At 36.3% G+C, this 23775-nt stretch carries 19 protein-coding genes and 1 pseudogene; 10 read left to right on the forward strand and 10 right to left on the reverse strand.

Annotation, left to right across the window (positions count from 1 at the left end; genetic code table 11):
• The first annotated feature begins 708 nt into the window (after positions 1-708).
• Positions 709-3753 (forward strand): efflux RND transporter permease subunit, encoded by a 3045-nt coding sequence (locus AC0L0O_RS24120; RefSeq protein WP_473786157.1) that lies wholly within the window; start codon positions 709-711, stop codon positions 3751-3753.
• A gap of 224 nt (positions 3754-3977) precedes the next feature.
• On the opposite strand, the gene pstA is transcribed toward AC0L0O_RS24120, so the two are convergent.
• From pstA to AC0L0O_RS24135, 3 genes are all read right to left on the reverse strand, one after another.
• Positions 3978-4898, reverse strand: coding sequence for a phosphate ABC transporter permease PstA (pstA, locus tag AC0L0O_RS24125; RefSeq protein ID WP_000994131.1), 921 nt, complete (start codon positions 4896-4898; stop codon positions 3978-3980).
• 2 nt (positions 4899-4900) lie between these two features.
• Positions 4901-5791, reverse strand: coding sequence for a phosphate ABC transporter permease subunit PstC (gene pstC / locus AC0L0O_RS24130; protein WP_042511921.1), 891 nt, complete (start codon positions 5789-5791; stop codon positions 4901-4903).
• Positions 5792-5861: 70 nt separating this feature from the next.
• The gene (locus AC0L0O_RS24135) at positions 5862-6761 is read right to left on the reverse strand and encodes a phosphate ABC transporter substrate-binding protein PstS (protein WP_000245119.1); all 900 of its coding nucleotides are present in this window, start codon (positions 6759-6761) and stop codon (positions 5862-5864) included.
• Positions 6762-7273: 512 nt separating this feature from the next.
• Between AC0L0O_RS24135 and AC0L0O_RS24140 the strand changes: the two genes are divergently transcribed.
• Genes AC0L0O_RS24140 through AC0L0O_RS24150 form a run of 3 tightly spaced genes read left to right on the forward strand, consistent with a single transcriptional unit; the run spans position 7274 to position 9628 of the window.
• Complete coding sequence (locus tag AC0L0O_RS24140; RefSeq protein ID WP_000252989.1) at positions 7274-7531, forward strand: FeoA family protein; 258 nt, start codon at positions 7274-7276, stop codon at positions 7529-7531.
• Positions 7528-8250: a FeoB small GTPase domain-containing protein gene (locus AC0L0O_RS24145; protein WP_000033855.1), complete on the forward strand. Its 723-nt coding sequence runs from the start codon at positions 7528-7530 to the stop codon at positions 8248-8250. Before AC0L0O_RS24140 ends, AC0L0O_RS24145 begins: the two co-directional genes overlap by 4 nt.
• The gene (locus tag AC0L0O_RS24150; protein WP_000443594.1) at positions 8228-9628 is read left to right on the forward strand and encodes a nucleoside recognition domain-containing protein; all 1401 of its coding nucleotides are present in this window, start codon (positions 8228-8230) and stop codon (positions 9626-9628) included. The genes AC0L0O_RS24145 and AC0L0O_RS24150 overlap by 23 nt, the downstream gene beginning before the upstream one ends.
• A 210-nt stretch (positions 9629-9838) precedes the next feature.
• Here AC0L0O_RS24150 and gerLC read toward each other — a convergent pair whose 3' ends face one another.
• From gerLC to AC0L0O_RS24185, 7 genes are all read right to left on the reverse strand, one after another.
• On the reverse strand, positions 9839-11005 hold the full coding sequence (gene gerLC, locus AC0L0O_RS24155; RefSeq protein ID WP_473786158.1) for a spore germination protein GerLC: 1167 nt from the start codon (positions 11003-11005) through the stop codon (positions 9839-9841).
• The gene (gerLB, locus tag AC0L0O_RS24160; RefSeq protein ID WP_000801996.1) at positions 10989-12113 is read right to left on the reverse strand and encodes a spore germination protein GerLB; all 1125 of its coding nucleotides are present in this window, start codon (positions 12111-12113) and stop codon (positions 10989-10991) included. The genes gerLC and gerLB overlap by 17 nt, the downstream gene beginning before the upstream one ends.
• Entirely contained in the window at positions 12114-13592 is a 1479-nt protein-coding gene (gerLA, locus tag AC0L0O_RS24165; RefSeq protein WP_473786159.1) for a spore germination protein GerLA, read from the reverse strand.
• A gap of 102 nt (positions 13593-13694) precedes the next feature.
• Complete coding sequence (locus AC0L0O_RS24170; protein ID WP_000125910.1) at positions 13695-15167, reverse strand: sodium:solute symporter family protein; 1473 nt, start codon at positions 15165-15167, stop codon at positions 13695-13697.
• Complete coding sequence (locus tag AC0L0O_RS24175) at positions 15164-15361, reverse strand: DUF3311 domain-containing protein (protein WP_000719856.1); 198 nt, start codon at positions 15359-15361, stop codon at positions 15164-15166. The genes AC0L0O_RS24170 and AC0L0O_RS24175 overlap by 4 nt, the downstream gene beginning before the upstream one ends.
• A gap of 1 nt (position 15362) precedes the next feature.
• Positions 15363-16538 (reverse strand): amidohydrolase, encoded by a 1176-nt coding sequence (locus AC0L0O_RS24180; RefSeq protein ID WP_473786160.1) that lies wholly within the window; start codon positions 16536-16538, stop codon positions 15363-15365.
• A gap of 132 nt (positions 16539-16670) precedes the next feature.
• Entirely contained in the window at positions 16671-17381 is a 711-nt protein-coding gene (locus tag AC0L0O_RS24185; protein WP_000734476.1) for a C39 family peptidase, read from the reverse strand.
• 101 nt (positions 17382-17482) lie between these two features.
• Here AC0L0O_RS24185 and AC0L0O_RS24190 point away from each other — a divergent pair.
• The 6 genes and pseudogenes from AC0L0O_RS24190 to AC0L0O_RS24215 all read left to right on the forward strand — a co-directional run.
• Positions 17483-17635 (forward strand): annotated as a pseudogene (locus AC0L0O_RS24190) (amino acid permease); the annotation flags it as partial.
• Between the two features lie 281 nt (positions 17636-17916).
• On the forward strand, positions 17917-18792 hold the full coding sequence (locus tag AC0L0O_RS24195; RefSeq protein WP_001176160.1) for a cytochrome aa3 quinol oxidase subunit II: 876 nt from the start codon (positions 17917-17919) through the stop codon (positions 18790-18792).
• 33 nt (positions 18793-18825) lie between these two features.
• Entirely contained in the window at positions 18826-20760 is a 1935-nt protein-coding gene (gene qoxB / locus AC0L0O_RS24200; RefSeq protein WP_000762372.1) for a cytochrome aa3 quinol oxidase subunit I, read from the forward strand.
• Between the two features lie 13 nt (positions 20761-20773).
• Positions 20774-21376, forward strand: a complete 603-nt coding sequence (gene qoxC, locus AC0L0O_RS24205; protein ID WP_000729317.1) for a cytochrome aa3 quinol oxidase subunit III — start codon at positions 20774-20776, stop codon at positions 21374-21376.
• Positions 21377-21688, forward strand: a complete 312-nt coding sequence (gene qoxD / locus AC0L0O_RS24210) for a cytochrome aa3 quinol oxidase subunit IV (protein ID WP_000531382.1) — start codon at positions 21377-21379, stop codon at positions 21686-21688.
• Between the two features lie 220 nt (positions 21689-21908).
• Positions 21909-23738, forward strand: a complete 1830-nt coding sequence (locus AC0L0O_RS24215; RefSeq protein ID WP_000399994.1) for a monovalent cation:proton antiporter family protein — start codon at positions 21909-21911, stop codon at positions 23736-23738.
• The last annotated feature ends 37 nt before the right edge of the window (positions 23739-23775 follow it).

Below are 23775 nucleotides of genomic sequence, written 5' to 3' on the forward strand. Positions count from 1 at the left end.
GTATTAGGCACGCCGCCAGCGTTCATCCTGAGCCAGGATCAAACTCTCCAATAAAGTTAGTTTGTCTAGCATCTAAAATAAAAATTGACGTTTCACGTTGTTTGTTTCGTTCAGTTTTCAAAGAACTTGTCCGCCGCTCAGAAGCGACTTCATCATATTAACATCTTCATTTTTCGATGTCAACTAAGTTTTAAAATTTCTTTTTTATCGTTTTCTGCGTTTCCGCATCAGCGACGTTTATTAATATACCATCATGGTTTTTAAATAACAAGTGTTTTTTTAAAAAAATATTAACCCTATTTTCTTCTATATAGATAAACCTCATCCCGCCCTAGGAAAAACAACTATTTAAATTGTATACCAGTACACTCTAATTGGCCAAACTGTATTCCATAATCCCTTCCTATCTTCTCTCATTCACTTCCCTATCAACTAATACTATACAAAACAAATGCATCCACACTAAAAAAGGAAATAGATTCGCTCCCCCATCGAATTTTTACGGAAAGCACGAATCCAACCGCAATTTCAGATGAGAGTCTTATCGCCCTACGAATGGCGGAATAAATAATGAAATCTCAATAAAAACATCAAATTAAAATTAATGTTAGAATTTTTTTACATTTAATTAATGAAAAATATCCATTTTTTGTTATATAGTAAAAAGGACGCACTCAACTATAAATAAACCAATGGAGGAATTACTTTATGGATAGGTTAACGAAGTTTTCATTAAAAAACCGCGCCGCTGTTATCATCATGGTTTTTCTCATTTCCATACTCGGTGTTTATTCCGGCTCTAAATTACCTATGGAATTTTTACCTAGCATCGATAATCCCGCAGTCACCGTCACAACTTTATCTCCAGGACTCAACGCTGAAGCAATGACAAAAGAAGTAACCGATCCCCTTGAAAAACAATTTCGCAACTTAGAACACATTGACAACATCACCTCTTCCACGCACGAGGGACTATCGCGTATCGATATCGCGTATACATCCAAAGCAAATATGAAAGATGCCACACGTGAAGTTGAAAAGGCCATTAATACAATTAAATTACCTAAAGATGCAACTAAACCGATAGTTAGCCAATTAAATACTTCTATGATTCCACTCGCTCAAATTGCAATCCAAAAGCAAAACGGATTTTCAAAAGCAGATGAAAAACAAATCGAAAAGGAAATCGTACCACAACTCGAAAGCATTGATGGCGTTGCCAACGTTATGTTTTTCGGAAAATCAACTTCTGAATTATCTATTATACTAGATCCAAACCAATTAAAAGATAAAAACGTAACAACGGAACAAATATTAAAGGTTTTACAAGGAAAAGAAACTTCCACTCCAGCTGGAGCTGTTACCGTTAATAAAGAAGAATATAACCTTCGTGTCATCGGGGATATAAAAAATGTAGATGACATTAAAAACATCACTGTTGCACCTCAAGTTAAATTGCAAGATGTTGCTCAAATTGAACTTAAACAACACTACGATACAATCTCACATATAAACGGTGAAGAAGGCACTGGATTAATCATCATGAAAGAACCAAGTAAAAATGCAGTTGCAATCGGAAAAGAAATCGATAAGAAAATTAAAGATATAAGTAAACAATATAAAGATCAGTTTTCTATTAAACTTTTAGCATCAACTCATGAGCAAGTTGAAAATGCAGTTACTAGTATGGGAAAAGAAGTAATCCTTGGAGCAATTGCTGCAACTCTAATTATCTTAATCTTTTTACGTAACTCCCGAACGACACTCATCGCTGTTGTCAGTATTCCATTATCTATTTTATTAACACTCTTTTTACTACACCAATCTAACATCACACTTAACACTCTAACACTTGGTGGTTTAGCCGTTGCAGTTGGACGTCTCGTCGATGATAGCATCGTTGTCATTGAGAATATTTTCCGCCGTTTACAAAAAGAATCTTTCTCTAAAGATATTATTCTCGATGCAACGAAAGAGGTCGCCGTCGCAATTACTTCTTCTACTTTAACAACGGTCGCTGTTTTTTTACCTATCGGCCTCGTATCAGGAGTAATCGGAAAATTAATGTTACCTATGGTATTAGCGGTTGTATATTCTATACTATCATCCTTAATCGTCGCACTAACAGTTGTTCCACTTATGGCTTTTTTACTACTCAAAAAAATAAAACACAAAAAGCCAAGTTCTTCACCACGATATGTCGCTACATTAAAGTGGGCTCTTTCGCATAAATTCATTATTCTACTTACTTCTTTTTTATTATTCGCAGGATCGATTGCCGCCTATGTACTACTACCGAAAGCGAATATAAAATCTGAAGACGACACAATGTTATCTATTAACATGACTTTCCCAGCTGATTACGCTCTTGAAACACAAAAACAAAAAGCCTTTGATTTCGAAAAGAAGCTACTTTCTAATTCAGATGTAACGGATGTTATTTTACGAATGGGATCTAGCGCAGAAGATGCACAATGGGGGCAAACGATCAAAAATAATCTCGCAAGTATATTGGTAGTCTTTAAAAAAGGTTCTGATATTGATCAGTATATTAAAGAGTTAAAGAAAGAACATAAAACTTTTGAACCCGCTGAACTTGATTATATAAAAATGAGTTATTCAAGCTCTGGTGGCGGCAATAATTTGCAATTCAACGTAACAGCCACTAACGAAACGAATTTAAAAGAGGCTGCTACTATCGTCGAAACAAAACTAAAAGATATGGATGATCTTTCTAAAGTAAAAACGAATTTAGAAGACTCTAAGAAAGAATGGCAAATCCATGTTGATCAAACAAAGGCCGAACAACTAGGATTAACACCAGAATTAGCAGCTCAACAAGTAGCATTCCTTATGAAGAAATCACCTATTGGTGAAGTTTCAATCAATAACGAAAAAACTACTATTATGATAGAACATAAAAAAGAAAGCATTACTAAACAAGAAGACATTTTAAACACAAACATACTATCACCTATTAATGGACCAATTCCTTTAAAAGACATTGCAACTATTTCAGAAAAGCAACTTCAAACAGAAATCTTCCATAAAGATGGAAAAGAAACCATTCAAATTACCGCAGAAGCTTCAAATGAAGATTTAAGTAAGGTAAGCGCAGAAGTGAACAAAGCGATAGCCGACTTAGATTTACCTAGCGGAGCCAAAGTAAATATCGCAGGCGCCACTGAATCTATGCAAGAGAACTTCACAGATTTATTCAAGATTATGGGGATTGCAATCGGGATTGTATATTTAATTATGGTTATTACCTTCGGACAGGCGCGTGCTCCTTTTGCAATCTTGTTCTCCTTGCCATTAGCTGCTGTCGGCGGTATTTTAGGATTAATTATTTCAGGAACACCAGTTGATGTAAATTCCTTGATCGGCGCATTAATGTTAATCGGGATTGTCGTTACAAACGCTATCGTATTAATAGAAAGAGTGCAACAAAATCGGGAACATGGTATGGAAACAAGAGAAGCCTTACTAGAAGCAGGATCCACTAGATTACGCCCAATTATTATGACAGCTATAACAACAATCGTTGCTATGCTCCCACTCCTATTTGGCCAATCACAAGCTGGAAGTATGGTATCAAAAAGTCTAGCCGTTGTTGTTATCGGTGGTTTGGCAGTTTCAACTGTTCTTACATTAGTAGTCGTTCCAGTTATGTATGAACTATTAGATAAAATCGGGAGAAAAAGACGCTCTCGTAGAAAAATAAACACTTCTACAGAAACACCTGATATTTAAATGAAAAAGCGTTATCTTCACGAATGAAGATAACGCTTTTTCTCTACCTACTCATATAATCCATCATTTTATCCCACTATTTGTGAGCAGTAAAACCCCACTGTTTAAAATTTCACTTTATCTATATAACGAATTACAAATTCAACAATCGCTATACCTTTTCCTTCTATATTAAAACGCAAAAAGAACCCCCTACTTATAAATAGAGAGTTCTTCTTTGTAACTTATGCCGCTTTTACCTTCTTCGTCGTTTTACTTTTTCTTTTCGCTCCTGTAAAACGTTTGTGTAATATAGATGCTACCAAGCGTGAAATAACATTGAATAGTAATACCATAATAATTAATACAGCTGCAGATTTTGTCGCAATCAACTTCGCATCTGGGATAATCCCTTCAGAATTTAACTTCCAAATGTGAACCGCCAACGTTTCAGCTGGTCTAAATGGATTTAAAGGATGAGCAGGACTTGAGAAGTCCGCTGCTGAATTTAAAATCGGGGATGTTAAACCCGCTGTGTAAATTAATGCCGCCGCTTCACCAAATATACGACCTGCCGCTAAAATAACACCTGTAATAATTTGCGGTAGTGACGACGGGATAATAATACGAGTAATTGTTTGCCACTTTGTTGCACCTAACCCAAGACTCGCCTCTTTCACATTAGAAGGAACCTCTGAAATCGCATTTTCACAAACACGTGTTAAACCTGGTAAGTTTAAAATAGTTAAAGCAAGGGCACCACCCATTACTGTGTATCCCCATCCTGTCATTGTAACGAACACTAACAAACCGAATAAACCAACAACAATAGAAGGTAAAGATGCCATTGTCTCGATACATAAACGAACAAAGTTTAAAAAACGTCCTTGTTTTGCATACTCTGCTAAATATATTCCAGCACCTAATCCGAGAGGAATAGATATAATAAGCGTTATAACAAGCATATAGAAAGAATTGAATAACTGCGGACCAATCCCACCACCAGCTCTTGTATTGCTTGGTTCTCCAAACAAGAAATTAGGATCCCAAAAACCCCATCCCTTTTGTAAAATCTCAAACACTAAGAACACTAGCAAAGCTACAACTAAAGCTGCAATCGCATAAAAGATACCTGTCCAAACTTTATTTACCGTTCTTGCATTCATTATTATCGCTCACCTCTTTGCCCAATTGCTCGAATTACTAAAATAAACAGGAATGAAATAACAAGTAAAATCATTGCTAAAGTCCATAGCGCATTGTTCCAAGCAGTTCCGTTTAATGTATTTGTCATGTCCATTGTCAAAATACCTGTTAACGTCGCTGTCGGACTATATATTCCTTCTGGTAATTTAATCGTGTTCCCAATTACCATTTGAACTGCTAACGCTTCACCAAAAGCACGCGCTAAACCTAAAACAACACCTGTTAAAATCCCTTTTTTCGCAGCAGGAACAATCACTCGGCTAATCGCTTGCCACTTCGTTGATCCTAAACCATAAGAAGCTTCTAAATAATCAAATGGAACAGAACGTATTGCATCAGAAGCGATACTAGCAATAGTAGGCAAAATCATTATACTTAATACAACAATACCTGCAATTAAACTAAAGCCCACTCCTCCAAACGAATCACGTAATAGCGGTACTAAAATCGTAACCCCTAATAACCCATATACAACCGAAGGAATACCAACTAATAATTCTAAAACAGGCTTCAATACTTTATTTCCAAACTTCGGCGAAATTAAATTCATGAATATAGCAAGAGCTATAGCAATTGGCGCACTAATAATAACCGCACCCAATGAAACCACCGTTGAACCTACAATGAAAATTACAGCCCCAAAAGTTCCATCATCAGCATTTGGACTCCATTTTGTCGATGTTAACATTTCAGTGAACGAGATACCACTTTGCGTAAAAGATTGAATTCCTTTACCGCAAATAAATGCAATAATAGCTAATGTAACTAAAACAATAAAAATACCACAAAACGTAACAAGTGATCTTCCTATATATTCACTTTTCACGTAATTAATTTGTTTTTTCCCCTTCATCACAGGACAGACCCCACTTCATAAATTGAAATGAACAGGACTGGCCTTGCAGCCAGCCCCATAAATTTTATTACTTATTTAATTTAGACATTGGAATATAACCCATATCTTCTACTTGCTTTTCAAAATCTTTACCTTTTACATAGTCAATGTAAGCTTTTGTTGCTTCTTTTGCCTCACCTTTCGTTACCATGTACTCGTAAGACCAGAATGGATATTTACCAGACGCAATGTTTTCAACTTTTGGTTCAGCACCATCAATTTTCACTGTTTGTAGCGCACCTTTTTTCTCGCCAACCATGTAAGACATTGCTAAATAACTTACTGAACCTGGAGTAGAGTTAATCGCTTGTTCTACTGCACCGTTAGAATCTTGTGTAGTACCAGTTCCATCATTGATTTTCGCATCTTTCATAATTGTTTTTTCAAATGTAGCACGTGTACCAGAAGAAGCTGGACGATTGATTACGTTAATTTTTTCATCTTTCCCGCCTACTTCTTTCCAGTTTGTTACTTTTCCAGTGAAGATATCTTGTACTTGTTGTACTGTTAAATTATCAACTTTTACATCTTTATTTACGACAAGTGCGAATGCAATACCCGCTACCTTGTTATCTACTAATTCTTTTGCCTTATCAGCATCTTTTATTTTATCTGCAGATGGAACATCTGAGTTACCAATTTGGACTGCACCAGAAGCTACTTGGTTAATTCCAGTTCCGCTACCGCCACCTTGCACTTGAATAGAAACGTTTGAATTTTTCTCCATAAATTTCTTTCCAGCTTCCTCTGCAAGAGGCTGAAGTGCTGTAGAGCCTGCAGCTGCTATCGTACCTGACAATTCTTGTTTTGCATTATCGCTTCCTTTAGCATCTTTACCTGATGTCTCTTCTGCTTTTCCACATCCCACTAATGAACCCGCTACCACTAAAGCTGCTAAAGAAAATTTAATACCCTTTTTCATAACCATGTCTTGTACCCCCATTTGGATTATCACTTTTCACATTTGTCTACTTCTTTCGAACACAAATTCATTGTAGGACAATAATATTATGTGAGTGTTAAGCAATTTTTAATTTTAAGTAAATGACGATAATAATCCTTAAAAACTAGGAATCCCAACATTTATAGTTAAAAAATCCAACAAAATCCACACTAATTAAACTGTAATGTAAATTTACTCTTAACAATGTAAATTCAATGTAAATGTTTTTCACTCTTTTTCCCTTTTAGTTAAAGCTACATTTACAATTACGCTGTATTTCGTTACTTTTACGAGCCTCATTTATACACATTACACAGAATTTCAGTAATATTTTTTAGTACAACTAAATAAATTGGAACAATTCTAAAAATAAATGAATATTTTTAAAGTACCAATTGACAGCATCATCCAATGTAGTCTACTATATTACTAACAAAAAGTTTACCTAAGGAAACTTTTTAAACTCAAACTAACAATATAGAGATGAGGTAACTTTTATGGTATCGGCTAATACAAAACCACTTTCCGAATTTAAGACTGGAGAGTTTGTACAAATTGAGAAGATACAATTAGAAGGAACTATGAAACGACGTTTATTAGATTTAGGATTTATCCCTGGCGCAACAATTAAAGTATTACAACGTAGCCCACTTGGAGATCCGGTCGCTTATCAAGTAAGCAACACAACTATCGCACTACGCAAGGAAGAAAGTTCCCTTATTTTCGGGGTATTAATAGGAGATGATTTCAGATGAGCAAACATCGCATTGCTTTAGCTGGCAACCCGAATACCGGGAAGAGTACATTATTTAATACTTTAACAGGTTTAAAACAACATACCGGAAACTGGACGGGAAAAACCGTTTTAAAAGCTGAAGGAGAATATGAACATAACGGTAGTAAATATACATTAATAGATTTACCTGGAACTTACTCACTATATTCGAATTCTGCGGATGAAGAAGTAGCAAGGGATTATATTATATTTGAAAAACCAGAAGTAACTGTAGTTGTTATCGATGCAACTGCTATGGAGAGAAATTTAAATTTAGCACTCCAAGTGATGGAGATGACCAGCAACGTAGTTATTTGTATTAACTTAATTGATGAAGCTGAGAAAAAAGGCATCGTTATAGATGAAAAGAAATTAGCAAAATCACTCGGCGTACCTGTAGTTAAGATTTCTGCTCGTAACCGAGTAGGCATCGGTCATTTACTAAATGTCATTGCCAAAGTAGCAAATAAAAAGCTAATTCCAACACCAATTAAAGTTACTTATAGTGAAAAAATCGAAAATATGATTCGAGAATTAGAACCACAAATTTATAAAGTATTCGGTGATACGTATCCAGCACGTTGGATTGCGTTACGTATATTAGATGGAGATAAAAATTTCTTAACTGCACTTCAAAAACATCATAACGAACCACTTGTAAGGGAGGTCGTAATCAATGGAATCTCACTCAGCCAGTAAGGCTCTTCCATTAGACTATATTATTCAACACGCTCAAACACTTTCAAAAGAAGATATACGAGATGATATTGTCGGAGATATTTATCGAACATCTGCAAGCATCTGTAAAGAATCTGTTCAATATACAAATACGGATAAATTATATCGTTCTGAAAAACTAGATAAAATTTTCACATCTCCGATCTGGGGATTCCCAATTATGCTCGGTATTTTATCTATCATTTTTTATCTTACAATTGCAGGCGCTAACGTGCCATCTGATATGATTGCTGAGTTCTTCGGATGGGCCGAAGGATATTTAACATCTTGGTTCCACGCGGCTCATGCACCTGAATGGTTACATGGCATTTTAATACTTGGCTTATTCCGTGGTATCGGTGCTGTTATTAGCGTTATGTTACCACCTATGGCCATCTTTTTCCCTATGTTCGCACTATTGGAAAACTACGGATACTTACCACGCGTTGCGTTTAATATGGATCGCTTATTCAAACGCTCTGGTGCACACGGCAAACAATCTTTAACAATGGCAATGGGATTCGGTTGTAACGCTGCAGCTATTATGTCAACACGTATTATTGAATCACCACGTGAACGTATGCTTGCAATCTTAACGAACAACTTCGTACCTTGTAACGGTCGCTGGCCTATGTTAATTTTAATGGCCTCATTATTTATGGCTGCTGGTTATACAGGTAGTATGCAAACACTTGTTACTGCCGGCGTTGTAGTTGGAATGGTTGTAATTGGTATTATTATGACATTAACCGTTTCTTGGGTACTATCAAAAACAGCTTTAAAAGGCGTTCCAACTCACTACACACTTGAGTTACCGCCGTACCGTAAGCCAAAAGTTTGGAATACAATTGTGCGTGCAACACTCGATAAATCAGTCTACGTTTTAAAACGAGCTGTTGTTGTAGCTGCCCCTGCGGCTGCATTAACTTGGTTACTAGCTAATATTTTCATCGGTGACACAAGCTTACTTATGTATTTTGTAAACTTTCTAGATCCATTTGCTAAAATGTTAGGACTTGACGGATTTATTCTAGCTGCGTTCATTCTTGGACTACCAGCGAATGAGATTGTTATCCCAATTTTATTAATGTCTTATTTATCAACCGGGGCTTTAACTGAAATAGATGATTTTAATCAAATTAAAAATTTATTCTTAGAAAATGGTTGGACTTGGTTAACAGCGTTAAACACAATGTTGTTCTCACTTCTTCATTTCCCGTGCGGAACAACACTGGTTAACATATATAAAGAAACAAAAAGTGCAAAATGGACATTCTTATCGTTTGCAATCCCTACCGTTATCGCCATTGTTGTGACATTCCTCTCTACACAATTGGTACATTGGTTAGGGCTTGTATAAAGCAAAGCATACATAGAAGGTATCCCCCTTCACATATGCTTTGCACGAAAGAAACCTGAAATCATTCAGGTTTCTTTTTTTGCACATCAGTATTCCAAGGCTGCGCTCCATACGTTGTGAGTTTCTTATGAATAAAGTATATGGCTCCTGGAAGAATCGCTATTAATATTGTGCAACTAATTCCTAATCCAGTAAACAACTTCCATCACCTTACTTCACTTTCTTTGGTAATGCTGAACCTGAATGTTCAATTGTTGGATCAACGTGAACATTAATTTCAGCATTACTAAAATAATTCTGGCCTTGATCCCAATTCTTACTAATTTTCCTCCACTCTTTATAATTATGCCTCTTATATACCTCTCCTAATTCCAATACATCTACCTTATATTTTTTTTGAACAAGCTGTATAGACTTTTCAATACGCTTCTTCATTTCCTTTGAAATCTCTTTCTTTAAAAATTTTTCATTCATCACTTGTTTCGGTTCATTAAAATGTAATTCAGCTAATATGCCTTCTGTGGACAAATGAATATCAAACTTCGGTTTTGTAGCATTTTCAGTAGACACTTGGATCTTTCGGCGCAACTTATGAATTTCATATGTAATGAGCTGATTCTTTTTACGAACAGTAAAGAAACCTCCAATTTTTTTACCTATTACATAGTTCATTCCTAATGTTTGTTCTCCACTCAAAGTTCCAACGCACTTATTATCCTTTCCACGGATCAATGCCGCTCCTTCCATTTGTACGCCTTGTTTAGTTAATCCTAAGAGAGGTAATGCAAAACTTCGATCTGCGATCATTTTCCCTTGTACTTCACCAATTCTCGCCGCCTCAATCATTTGAGCGTTTTTCGGAGGATGTTCAGCTAACATATCAATGTACTGCGCCGGTAAGTTTTCAGGTTTTGCACTCTGTTTTAAAATAGATTCTGCATTTTTCTTGGAAACGAACAAACGAATATTTCGTCTCATTTCATGATCACGAAAATATACATCTAACGTATTTTGCAAAACATACGGATTCGCTAGTAATTTATCCGAAAAAATAATGACTTGTATATGCGGAAAAAATAATGTTCGACTAATTTTTTTAGCAATTATTCTTATTTGCTCAAAGACGCTATCTGCTTTCGCACTTACATTAATATAATTTTCACTATCTCCATCGCCCTGTCCACCTTGTTGTGCTAACTTACTGGGAAGTACCATCTGATACGTCCCTTTCATAATCGGATTTGATTTCTTTTTCTTCACAATATCGTAAGCTGCGCCTACTACAAATCCTCTTTCTTCTATTTCTTCTAATTCAGAGCACCCACTTATAGATCCAGCTAAAACCATAACCATTATAATTTTAAGAAGGTGTTTCATTTCTACCATTCCTTCTTTTTATTTTATATACAATAAAAACTAGCAAAGGAGCTAATACGACAAACCCCATATCTATCCACGCTAAATACGTTCCGTAACTTGATAACGTATCTAAATTACCAGGGAGCATATTCAGCATAAAAATCAGAGGCGCGCTTCCGAAAATAAAAATATGTTTCTTCACTTTCGGAAACATGGCACAAAATAATAAAGATGCGACGTCATAATACATTGCTGTAGTGTTATAAATGGTAATAATCCAAGTCGTAAAAAAAATTGCATCGAACCTTTCTAAAAAGCCTCCACCAATTTCAATTTCTTTCCCTAATTCAATTGTTGGATATGTCAATCCACGAGTTGTCATATACGTAAAAACACTAATACAAGTTACATAAATTAAAATGTATGAGAGGACATTTACTATCACTGCTTTCGCAACTGCCATTGGTGCCTTTTTCGCTGTCTTATCATTCAACAACACAGCATAAAACAGAGCTACCTCAAATCCAATAAATGTGAATATAGAATTTTTAACTCCAACAGCGTATTGACTTACTTCCGTTTGGAAAGCTGGAAACAAATTGTTTATTTCCATTAAATTTATATTTAATAAAGAAAGAAGCACTATTGCAATTAAAACAATAGGTAAGAACATAACATTTAACCGTAATAAAGCTGCTCTCGACCCTGCTATTCCATAGATAACAACTAATAAGAAGAAAAAAGATAGTAACTGTACCGGTGTCTCACTAAATAAATACGTTTGCGAAATTATGGCAATCATTCGTGATTCATATGCTGTCAAAGCAGCAAACGTTAATACTAAAACCATACTAATCGTGTATGCTACTGGCTTTGTCAAATGTGCACTCGTATATTGAACAAAGTTTTGTTTTGGAAATAAAATAGCCACCCTCGTTACAAACCAACCTAAAACTGCACATATCAATCCACCCAAAAGCAAAATAATCCAACCATCTGAAAATAAAGTTTGGTTTGCAATATCCCTTGGCATAGATAATGCGCCTATACCAATAATGGTCGATGATACCGCAAACCCAATTTCCCGAGATCCAATTTCTTCATCGCCATACTCAAATGGTTTCAATTATTTTCGCTCCTTTGGACGTACTGTAGAATCTTTCGTTTGTAAATATTCCGGTCTCTCTTTCAACATTGATTTTGGCATGCGAATAAACTCTTCTTTCCAATCTTTATAAAATGCAGGAGCAATTGGAGTTGTATACGGTACACCAACACTTGTTAAATTTGTAATATGAACAGCAAGCGCAATAAGAGCTAGAATGATTCCATACAATCCAAAAGCCGTTGCTGCTAATACAAAGACGAAAAGTAAAATCCGAAACGTAATTGTGATGCTATACACTGGAAGTGAAAATGTAGCAATAGCTGTAACCGCAATAATGATAACTAAAAATGGATTTACAATTCCTGCATTCACCGCTGCTTCTCCAATTACAAGACCACCTACAATCCCAATTGTTTGTCCCATCGGTTTCGGCAACCTAATTCCTGCTTCTCGTATTAACTCCATCGTTAATGCCATCATTAACGTTTCAATATAGGCAGGAAAAGGAACACCTTCTCTTGCTCCAGCAATCGAATAAGCCAATTTAGAAGGAATAAGTCCTTGGTGATATGAGACGAGCGCTACATACATCGCTGGCATTAAAATTGCAACTATACCAGAACCCATCCGCAAAATTCTTAATAAAGTTCCTATTACCCAACGCTCATAGTGATCTTCCACAGATTGAAAAATATCAACAAATACTAGCGGAGCTATAAGGGCAAACGGTGATCCATCCACCAAAATAGCTGCCTTTCCTTTCGCTAATGAGGCCACAATATTATCTGGCCTTTCCGTATTCAAAAACTGCGGAAACGGTGACAAATTATTATCTTGAATTAATTGCTCAATTGTACCCGTCTCAAAAACGACATCTGTCACTATGGATTGAAGACGCCGATCTAGCTCTTTTACAATGTAAGGATTAATGATGTCTTCTATATATACTAAAGTCACTTCTTTTTGCGATCTCTTCCCCATAATATAAGATTGAAATCTCAGCTTTGGGTCACGTAAACTACGGCGAATTAACATTTTATTTACGTTAATATCTTCATTTAATCCGACCCTCGGTCCACGTATTAAATCTTCTGTTACTGGCGGTTCTAAACTTCTTTTTTCCCAAGCTCTACTATTAATTACGATAGCAGTTTGAATATTATCAATTACTATAACTGTATCTCCCGCTAAAATCGCATTTATAATATCGGGAAACGTTGTCTTCTTACCTACTTCTGCAATAGAAATAAAGCGATCCAATAATGTTTGAACAACAGCTTCGTCTTTTTGTATTTCTTCATATTGAAGTGTACGAACGACATATTTATAAACATTATCCTTATCTGTTAACCCACATAAAAAAACAACAGCACAGCGTGTAAAACTACCAGCAAGGGCAACTTCCCTAATTGTTAAATCATTAGGCGAACCTAACTCATCCCTAATTTCTTTCATAACTTCAAATAAGTTACCTTTTAGCTCTATCAAGTCCCCCACCTAACTTCCTTTTCAACAAGTTTTTAGTTAGATTCCGCTAATAGAAGAAAATATATACAAAAAAAGAGCTATCTCTTTTCAAAGATAGCTCTAGCATACGAATTACTTTTCTACTATTATATTGTCTTTCTTTATAGATACATTTTTGGTGAATCCGCTAACGATAAACATCACAATCATATTCATTAATAATGCGACTATACCTACATTTAAATCTTTTATATATTGAGGGAAACCCGGAAACATCGTAGCTATAGTTGAACCAGATAAAGTAATATACGCAACCACTAACAACCCAATCCCCATCCCTGCAATTGCTCCTTGCTTCGTAATAATCTGACGTGGAAACAAACTACATACAAGTGCCGGGAAAAGTTGTGTCACTATACTATATCCCATTAAAAGAAGTGCTCCTATCGTTTCTCCACCTTTAAAAGTAAACAAAACAGCTACAAGCGTTACTACAGGAACAAATAATTTCGCTACTTTTGCCACTTGTCGATCCGAGGCAGATGGGACCATTGTTCGGTAAATATTTTTCGCTAATAATGTAGAAGCGGCCATGACAAGCATAGAACCTGGAACTAATGCCGTTAAAACTCCAGCACTACCAATAATCCCAATAAACCAAGGATCGAACGTTTGAAGAGCCAGACGGAATAACGAAAGGTCTACATCCCCTCCCTTTAATCCAGGAACTTGCAAAATAGCTGCGAACCCTGCAAAGAACACGAAAAGTAAAACTAAAGAGTACAGTGGCATAATGGCCGCATTTTTACGAAATACTTTTTCATTTTTTGCAGAGAAAGCAGAGGCAAATGTATGGGGCCACATATAGAAACCGAGAGCTGTTAATATAATAGTAGAAACAAACCAAGAAATGCTCATTCCTTCATCAGGTAAAGATAAAAATCCTGGTTTTGCTGCTTCTACAGCTTCAAACATCGGCTGAAATCCTCCGTAATAATGGTACGGTAAATATATACCTAAAAACATAACGATAAACAGGATCATAATATCCTTCAAAGCGGCCGTCCAAGCAGAGCCGTGTATACCTGAAACCATTACATATATCGTTATAACAATTGCGCCAATCCACACCGCGATAACTGGTGATACCCTTCCGTAAGACGCTTCCGAAACGATAATTCCTAATCCTTTCAACTGTAAAACAAGGTATGGGATAATCGAAATAACTCCAATGATAGAAACGATAAGACCAAGCGCCTGACTCTTATATTTCTTCACAAAAAAATCTGGCTGTGAAACTAAATTATGCTCTTTTGCATATTTCCAAACTGGTGGTAATAAAAAATAAGATAAAATATAAGCTAACGCACCATAACCTAAAATATAAAAAGTAGGTGCTCCTTTACTATACGCCCATCCACTTCCACCTAAAAATGTGAATGTCGTATAAATTTCACCTGCCATAAGAAGAAAAACAAAAATAGTACCAAAACCTCTCCCTCCAACTGACCATTGCTCTAAATTCATATCTTTTCCATGTTGTGCCCGAATTCCTAAAAATAGTGCGAGAAACAAAAATAAAATAATGATAAGTAATGCGGTCATTTTACATCCTCCTTATTAGCAGGATCAAATACGTACACAATCCCCATACAAAGAGATGTAATAAGCACTGATAATAATATCCAAAATAATAAAAATGGCATCCCTAATATGTAAGGAGTAACTGAATTAGCAAATACGGGTCCAACTACTAAACAAAAAACTGGAATAAGCGCTAATACGTGTATTTTCTTCATCTCATTCTCCTTTACTTATGAAATTCATAATCGATGATACAAATACTTCCACGCCAACCGGTAATGCATCTTCATCAATCGTAAAACGAGGGTGATGGTGGGGATATATAATTCCTTTCTCTTTATTTCCTGCTCCGATAAAAAAGAATGTCCCTGGTGCCTTTTGTAAAAACGCTGAAAAATCTTCTCCAGCCATCGTCGGCTGTAAACGAGTAACTCGTTCCCTTCCATAAAGCTGTAATGCTGTTTTCTCAATAATCTCTGTAACTTCATAATCATTTACTACCGGTCGATACCCATATTCATAAGAAAACGTATATTTCGCTCCGTAAGCTTCCGTCACATGCTTTACAATCTGTTCAATCCTTCTCTCTGTTTCTTCTCGCAATTCATGCTTTAAACTCCGCACTGTACCTTCAATCTCCGCTTGTTCTGGAATCACATTATGAGTTGTCCCAGCGTGAAATTGCGTAACAGATACTACAAGAGAATCTAACGGATTTGTAAGGCGAGATACAATTTGCTGAAGTTGCGAAACGACTTGTGTGCCGATGGCAATACTATCGACTGTTTCATGAGGGATTCCAGCATGTCCACCTTTTCCTTCTATCGTAATTTTAAAAACATCTGGGGCAGCCATTGCAGGACCATAAATTACACCTACTTTCCCAACCTCTAATGACGCCCAAAGGTGAGCACCAACAATATAATCGATCCCTTCCATTACACCTGCCGCGACCATTTCCTCTGCTCCGCCAGGAAAGTTTTCTTCAGCATGCTGGAATAGAAAACGAACCTCTCCTTTAATCTTCTCTCTTGCTTCTACTAACTTATGTACAACTCCAAGTAATATCGCTATATGTCCATCATGGCCACATGCATGCATTACACCTGGATATGCAGAAATAAAGTCAAACTCATTTTCTTCATGAATAGGAAGAGCATCCATGTCAGCTCGAACCGCAATAGTTTTACCAGACTGCTTTCCAATCAACCTTGCCATTACACTATATTTAGTAGGTCTTGACACTTCTAAACATGGGATTTTCCGAAGTATGTCGAATACAAACTGTGATGTTTTTTCTTCTTGAAAAGATAACTCTGGATACTTATGAAAATGCCTTCTCCACTCAACCAACTGATCCTTTGACAAAACAAGTTCTTTTGCAACATCCATTTCTCTTCTCCCCTTCTTCACCAAGTTAAATGTTATTATAACGTGAATTGTTAACTTTTAAAAGAATCTTCTGAATTTTCTATTATAAAAAATTAAAAATAAAAAGCCATCAAAATGATGACTTTTTCATTATTATAAAATAGTAATCGCTTGTTTCCCCATTTGCTCCCACGCTTTCTCAAACTCTGCTCGTGGAACAGCGAAACGCGGATTATTTTTTAGAGGATCATTTACATATACAAAGTTTTGATCGTATCCAACTACTACTACACTATGCTCAAAATATGTAATTTTCACTTCACCAGAACTTGTATTCCATGTTTCAAAACTACTTTCAGCTAGCGGCTTAAACGTCGTATTAATAATCACCCATACTGGAGAACCAGAACTAATTACCTTATATAAATCATTCACGTCTCTATCTGTTAGATTAATTACTTTTTCAGAAACATATTTTTCCGCTAAATTAAAGATTGGTTTATTGTACACACCATATCCTGGTTCAGCTTTCGTATAAATATTTCCAACAAATCCCTCATAAGGATTTCCACGCAAACCATCTTGTTCAAATGGAACTCGATGAATTTCACTAGCAAGTTGCATCTTATCTACTTGCACACCTTTATATTGTAGCAACATAGCTAAGCTTGTCACTTCACATCCACGAGGTAATTCTGGTAACTGCTTTATAAACGGAACATTTTCAATCATAGCCGCTTCTTTCATTTCAGATAGAAAATCTAAGCGTAGCACTTGTGCCTTTTGTATAATCTTATCTTTTCCTATAAAGAACACGGCAGCAAATATAATTCCAAAAACAAAAAGATATTTTAACTTTTTCATTTTAAACAAAACTCCATTAATTATTATTTTACAGACATACCTCCTATCATTGTACCTTGCTTCTTACTAGTTTGCTAGAAAGATTCTGTGAATTATTGTTCACATTTGTTAGTTTAGTTTTCATTCCTGATCAAAGAATTGCTCTTTATTGCGGCATTCCATTTATGGTTATTTGTTGCATTTTATATCAAATGAAGTATAAAAAAATTGTCACATTTGAACAACAACGGACTATCTCAAAAAGAATAAACTAAATATACAAAATATTCAGCTATTTTCTTATAATAAGATAGCTTTTTACTATTTCTTGGATATCCTGGTATAACTTTATTTATCTTAAAATTTTCACAATCGCATTTTTCTCTGGAAAATAGTTTACAATGTAATCAAGTTACAAATGATATTCACCTTAAAAAGTGTGCATTTGTGTCTATTTTTTAACAATATCTCAAAAACTATTGCCTTCTATAAATTAATAGGTTTATATTGTTTTATTGGCATAGTTTCAATCCAAGGAGAAAGGAGATTTTCAATCGTGCAACTAAAGAAAGCGTTTTGGAAGTTGGCTTCGCTTCTTCCGTTATCATTACTTCTGTTCCTCGGTGGCTGTGATAAAAAACTCGCAGTATTAAATCCGCAAGGACCTGTTGCAAAAGCACAGTATGATTTAATTGTTTGGTCATTCTTGCTTATGTCATTAATTATCGCAATTGTATTCATCTTGTTTACAGTCATCTTGATTCGTTATCGTGAAAAACCAGAGAATATGGACTATGAGCCACCTGAACAACACGGTAACACATTATTAGAAATCATTTGGACGCTTGTTCCTGTTATTATCGTTATCGCATTATCGATTCCAACAGTAAAAGCAACTTATGCTTCGGAAGAGGTTCCGGAAGAGTCCAAACATATTAAACCAGTGGAGATTTATGTTACATCTGCAAACTGGAAATGGTTATTCAGTTACCCAGAGGAAAAAATTGAAACCGTTAACTATTTAAACATCCCAGCTGGTGTACCAATTCAATTCAAACTGACTTCTGTCGGCCCAATGAATGCTTTCTGGGTACCAGAACTTGGTGGTATGAAGTACACAATGGATGGCATGATTATGGACCTTTATTTACAAGCTGATAAGCCAGGTTCTTACCTAGGCCGTAGCGCGAACTTCTCTGGTGAAGGATTTACTCACATGGAGTTCGAAGTTGAAGCAAAAACTAAAGAGAAATATGACAAGTGGGTTAAAGAAGTACAACAAACTGCTCCTAAACTAACAGAAGATAAGTACAACGAAATTGTTAAACCTGGTGTAGTTGGTCGTATGACATTCTCTAGCCATCACTTAAGTTATGTAGATCCAAAATCACTTGAATATTGTGATTACAACTACTACAAAAACAAAAAATAATAGCTATAATTCCAACAGATTGGAGTGAACACAGTGAAGCTTGATGAATTCTTTGTCACAGGTGACCCGATTATTTACGGTGCAGACGCTTCTATCGTTCTTGTGACATTAGCAATCATTTTCGTACTAACAAAGTATAAAAAATGGAAATGGCTTTGGGACGAATGGTTAACAACTGTTGACCATAAAAAGATTGGGGCCATGTATATTATCTCTGCGGTTATTATGTTATTCCGTGGTGGTATGGACGGTTTAATGATCCGTGCACAGTTAACATTCCCAGAAACAACTTATTTAAACGCTGAACACTATAACGGAATCTTCACAACACACGGTACAGTTATGATTCTTTTCATGGCGATGCCATTCGTTATGGGATTAATGAACCTTGTAGTACCATTACAAATTGGTGCTCGTGACGTTGCATATCCGTTCTTAAATGCTTTAAGTTTCTGGTTATTCTTTGTCGGAGCAATGTTATTCAACATCGCTTTCGTAATCGGTGGTTCTCCAGACGCTGGATGGACTTCTTACTTCCCAATGGCAGGTACAGAGTTTACTTCTGGTGTAGGAAATAACTACTACGCAATTGCATTACAGATTTCAGGTCTCGGTACGTTAATGACAGGTATTAACTTCCTTGTTACTATCTTAAAAATGCGTACACCTGGTATGACTTTAATGAGAATGCCAATGTTTACTTGGTCAATCTTAATTACAACAATTATCATTATTTTCGCTTTCCCAGTATTAACAGTTGCTCTTGCATTAATGACATTTGACCGTCTATTCGATGCTCACTTCTTTACGATGGCGAGCGGCGGTATGCCAATGTTATGGGCCAACCTATTCTGGGTATGGGGTCACCCTGAAGTATATATCGTTATTTTACCGGCATTCGGTATTTTCTCTGAAATCATTAGTACATTCTCACGTAAGCGTCTATTCGGTTACAGTGCGATGGTATACTCAATGGTTGCAATTTCTTTACTAAGTTTCGTCGTATGGCTTCACCACTTCTTCACGATGGGTGCAGGTCCAGCGGTTAACTCATTCTTCTCGATTTCGACAATGGCGATTTCGATTCCAACCGGGGTTAAGATCTTTAACTGGTTGTTTACACTGTATAAAGGACGTATTCGTTTTACAGTTCCAATGCTTTGGTCATTGGCATTTATTCCAAACTTCGTAGTCGGTGGGGTTACAGGGGTTATGCTTGGAATGGCAGCAGCTGATTATCAGTACCATAACAGCTACTTCCTAATTGCTCACTTCCACTACGTATTAATCGCAGGTACAGTATTCGCTATGCTTGCTGGATTCACATTCTGGTATCCAAAAATGACTGGTCATATGTTAAATGAACGCCTAGGTAAATGGACATTCTGGATCTTTATGAGCGGATTCAACATCTGTTTCTTCCCAATGTACTTCTTAGGTTTAGACGGTATGACTCGTCGTATGTACACTTACTCTGAAAGTCTTGGATGGGGATGGCTAAACCAAATCGCATCTGTTGGTGCGGTAATGATGGGTATCGGCTTCCTACTTCTTTGCTACAACGTAATTTGGAGTGCTCGTCACGGTGAACGTGACACAACTGGAGATCCATGGGACGGCCGTACACTTGAATGGGCAACTCAATCTCCTGTACAACATTACAACTTCGCGAAACTTCCTGAAATCAAAGAAGCTGATGCTTTCTGGTACATGAAGAAACGCGGAGAAACAGTTACACCAGCAGCAGAAGACATCAAACCAATTCACATGCCAAGTAACTCTGGTGTGCCTATTATTGCGTCTGGATTCTTCGGTCTTGCAGGTTTCGCATTAGTATTTAGCTGGTTCTGGCTTGCAGCAATCGGCGGCATTGGTATTTTAGCTTGCTTAATCTATCGTTCATTCGATTACGATGAAGGTTACTATATTAGTGTTGATGAAATTAAAAAATCAGAACATGTAGCATGAGAGGTGAAATGATATGGCGGCTTTAGATAAAAGCTTACCTTTGGAATATCAATCCGAACAAAGCAGATTGAATATCCTAGGATTCTGGATTTTTCTTGGGGCTGAAATTATGCTGTTCGCAACACTTTTCGCCTCTTATCTAGTACTTGCTGGTCGTACGGCAGATGGCCCAACACCAGCACAACTGTTTGAACTTAAAACGCTTTTAATTCAAACATTACTACTTTTAACAAGTAGTTTCACATGTGGTATCGTGATTCACGAAATGCGTAAGCACAACCAAAAAGCAATGCTTGGATGGTTCGTCCTTACATTACTTTTAGGTGCAGGCTTCCTATTCTTCGAGATTGAAGAGTTCATTATGTATATTGGTGAAGGCGCAACAATTCAAACAAGTGCTTTCCTATCTGGATTCTTCGTTCTTCTTGGAACGCACGGAGCCCACGTAACAGGCGGTATCATTTGGGCAATTTGTGTTATTATCCAAATTTTAAAACGAGGTTTAACACCAGTTACAGCTCGTAAAGTATTCATTATCAGCTTATACTGGCATTTCCTTGATTTAGTTTGGGTCTTTATTTACACACTAGTTTACTTGAACGGGATGGTGGCGTAAATGGGTCAAAATAACAACCAAGCAAACGGGCATGCGCATAGCGGATTCCCTTGGTCACACGTTTTCGGATTTATTTTATCGCTTGCACTAACGTTTCTAGCTCTATACGTGGCACTTTACACAAACCTGCCACTATCAACGATCCTAACTACCATTATCGTAATGGCTGTTGCGCAAGCGTTGTTACAATTAATTATGTTCATGCATTTAAAAGAAGGAGAAGGAAGAGTTCAAATTCTTACTATGATTTACAGTTTCTTCGTTGCAACAGCAACAGTTGGTTTAACTGTATGGATCTTCTTCTCAATGTAATGTACATGAAAAGACTGCTGAGGTTTCTCAGCAGTCTTTTTTTATTCCCTCCCCCTATTACACCCACATTACGGAATTAACAACAGAATCATGAAAAATATACTTATTATGACAAATGTTAAGAAAACTCTTTCTTTATGAAATCGAATCCATATGCGTTGCTTTTCTACCTATTATATGGCTAAATAGTTACTATATTTATTTGAAGGGAGAGAACGCAATGGAACATCATACTTCTGTTCTATCACTTATGGTTGTCGTTGCAATCGCGTTTTTCGTTCCCCTTTTGTTACAACGCTTTAAATTAAAAGCACTTCCTGTCGTCGTTGCAGAAATCATCGCAGGAATCTTTGTAGGTAAAAGTGGGTTTAATATTATTGAGCCAGATATGTGGCTTCAAGTCTTATCGACACTAGGATTTATCTTTCTTATGTTTTTAAGCGGTTTAGAAATTGATTTTTCTATCTTTAAACAAAAAGGGAAAAAGAATACGACAAACGAACCAAACACATTCCAAGCAGCAAGTGTTATCTTCTTATTTATTTTCATCTTATCTTATGCCCTATCATTACTATTCGTATGGTTAGGATTTGTAGATAATGCAATGTTTATGACTTTAATTATTTCAACAATCTCTTTAGGTGTTGTCGTACCAACATTAAAAGAGAATAACCTAGGAAAAACAGCAATTGGACAAATCATTTTATTGGTCGCTGTTATTGCGGATTTAGTTACAATGATTTTACTTGCTGTATTCGTCGGATTAAATTCCGAAAGCGGCCAAAGCATGTGGCTCCTTCTTCTTCTATTCGGCGCTGGTATTGTTATTTACTTCGTTGCAAAACGTTTTAAAAACATTCCATACTTAGATAGCTTAAAAGCTGGTAGTGTACAAATTGATACAAGAGCTGTTTTTGCACTCATCTTAATATTAGTTGGGTTATCTGAATCCGTTGGAGCCGAAAATATTTTAGGTGCCTTCTTAGCAGGTGTACTCGTATCATTATTATCACCAAATGAAGATATGGTTGAAAAACTGGATTCTATCGGATACGGTTTCTTCATTCCTATTTTCTTCGTAATGGTTGGTGTAAATTTAGAAGTTTGGTCTATTTTCAAAGAACCTTCTAGCATGCTCATGATCCCAATTTTAATTGTAGGACTCTTTATTTCAAAACTGATACCATCACTCGTCTTACGAAAATGGTATCCACGTAATATCGTACTAGGAAGTGCCATCTTATTAACATCGACACTTTCTTTAGTTATTGCAGCTGCACAAATTGGTGAAAAACTAGGAATCATTAGTCCAAGTTTATCTGCCTCCCTTATTTTAAGCGCAGTTATTACTTGTATTTTCGCACCTATATTATTTAAAAAGATGTTCCCAAAAGTGGAAACACCAAAACCAAAAGTTTCAATTATTGGTGCGAGTAGAATTACCCTTCCGTTATCACTTGATTTAAAACGAGAAGATTATGACGTAACACTATATATGATGCGTCAAAATAAAATAAATGATGAGGAAGCGAAATCGCACGACTTCCCTATTGTGAAATTAGATGACATCACAATTGCATCATTAACTGAACAAACAGCATTTCATGCAGACCGCGTTGTTGTTGCAACAAGCGATGATGAACAAAACTTACTATTAGCAGAACATGCAAAAGAACTAGGTGTTGAACATGTTATTGCAAGTGTAGAAGATCCGCTTCTACAAGAAAAAGCAACGCAAGAACATATCGCCGTATTCTCAACCATTAACTCTACACGTATTCTATTACGTGCATTAATTGATAAACCGAGTCTCGTTCGCTTAATTACAACAGCAAACGAAACAGTCCGTGAAGTTGAACTACGAAGCAATAAATATAACGGCGTTGCACTTCGTCGCCTTCCGTTTTTAGGCGATGTACTAGTCATTCAAATTTATCGTGGGAATAAAGCATTAATCCCGCATGGTGATACAAGACTACAACACGGTGATACATTACTTGTAACAGGCTCGAAAGAACATATCGATACACTAAAAAGCATATTAGAATAGAAAAATGCCCCTTACATAATTAAGGGGCATTTTTTTC

This window comes from Bacillus sp. GS3m_15504 (assembly GCF_055825275.1).

Coding starts and splice junctions, on each gene's coding strand:
- AC0L0O_RS24150 (WP_000443594.1), top strand. CDS start 8,228: ATGGAATCTCACTCAGCCAGTAAGGCTCTTCCATTAGACTATATTATT.
- AC0L0O_RS24170 (WP_000125910.1), bottom strand. CDS start 15,167: ATGACCGCATTACTTATCATTATTTTATTTTTGTTTCTCGCACTATTT.
- AC0L0O_RS24145 (WP_000033855.1), top strand. CDS start 7,528: ATGAGCAAACATCGCATTGCTTTAGCTGGCAACCCGAATACCGGGAAG.
- AC0L0O_RS24175 (WP_000719856.1), bottom strand. CDS start 15,361: ATGAAGAAAATACACGTATTAGCGCTTATTCCAGTTTTTTGTTTAGTA.
- AC0L0O_RS24135 (WP_000245119.1), bottom strand. CDS start 6,761: ATGGTTATGAAAAAGGGTATTAAATTTTCTTTAGCAGCTTTAGTGGTA.
- pstC (WP_042511921.1), bottom strand. CDS start 5,791: ATGAAGGGGAAAAAACAAATTAATTACGTGAAAAGTGAATATATAGGA.
- AC0L0O_RS24140 (WP_000252989.1), top strand. CDS start 7,274: ATGGTATCGGCTAATACAAAACCACTTTCCGAATTTAAGACTGGAGAG.
- AC0L0O_RS24120 (WP_473786157.1), top strand. CDS start 709: ATGGATAGGTTAACGAAGTTTTCATTAAAAAACCGCGCCGCTGTTATC.
- AC0L0O_RS24180 (WP_473786160.1), bottom strand. CDS start 16,538: ATGGATGTTGCAAAAGAACTTGTTTTGTCAAAGGATCAGTTGGTTGAG.
- AC0L0O_RS24185 (WP_000734476.1), bottom strand. CDS start 17,381: ATGAAAAAGTTAAAATATCTTTTTGTTTTTGGAATTATATTTGCTGCC.
- pstA (WP_000994131.1), bottom strand. CDS start 4,898: ATGAATGCAAGAACGGTAAATAAAGTTTGGACAGGTATCTTTTATGCG.
- AC0L0O_RS24215 (WP_000399994.1), top strand. CDS start 21,909: ATGGAACATCATACTTCTGTTCTATCACTTATGGTTGTCGTTGCAATC.
- gerLC (WP_473786158.1), bottom strand. CDS start 11,005: ATGAAACACCTTCTTAAAATTATAATGGTTATGGTTTTAGCTGGATCT.
- qoxD (WP_000531382.1), top strand. CDS start 21,377: ATGGGTCAAAATAACAACCAAGCAAACGGGCATGCGCATAGCGGATTC.
- qoxC (WP_000729317.1), top strand. CDS start 20,774: ATGGCGGCTTTAGATAAAAGCTTACCTTTGGAATATCAATCCGAACAA.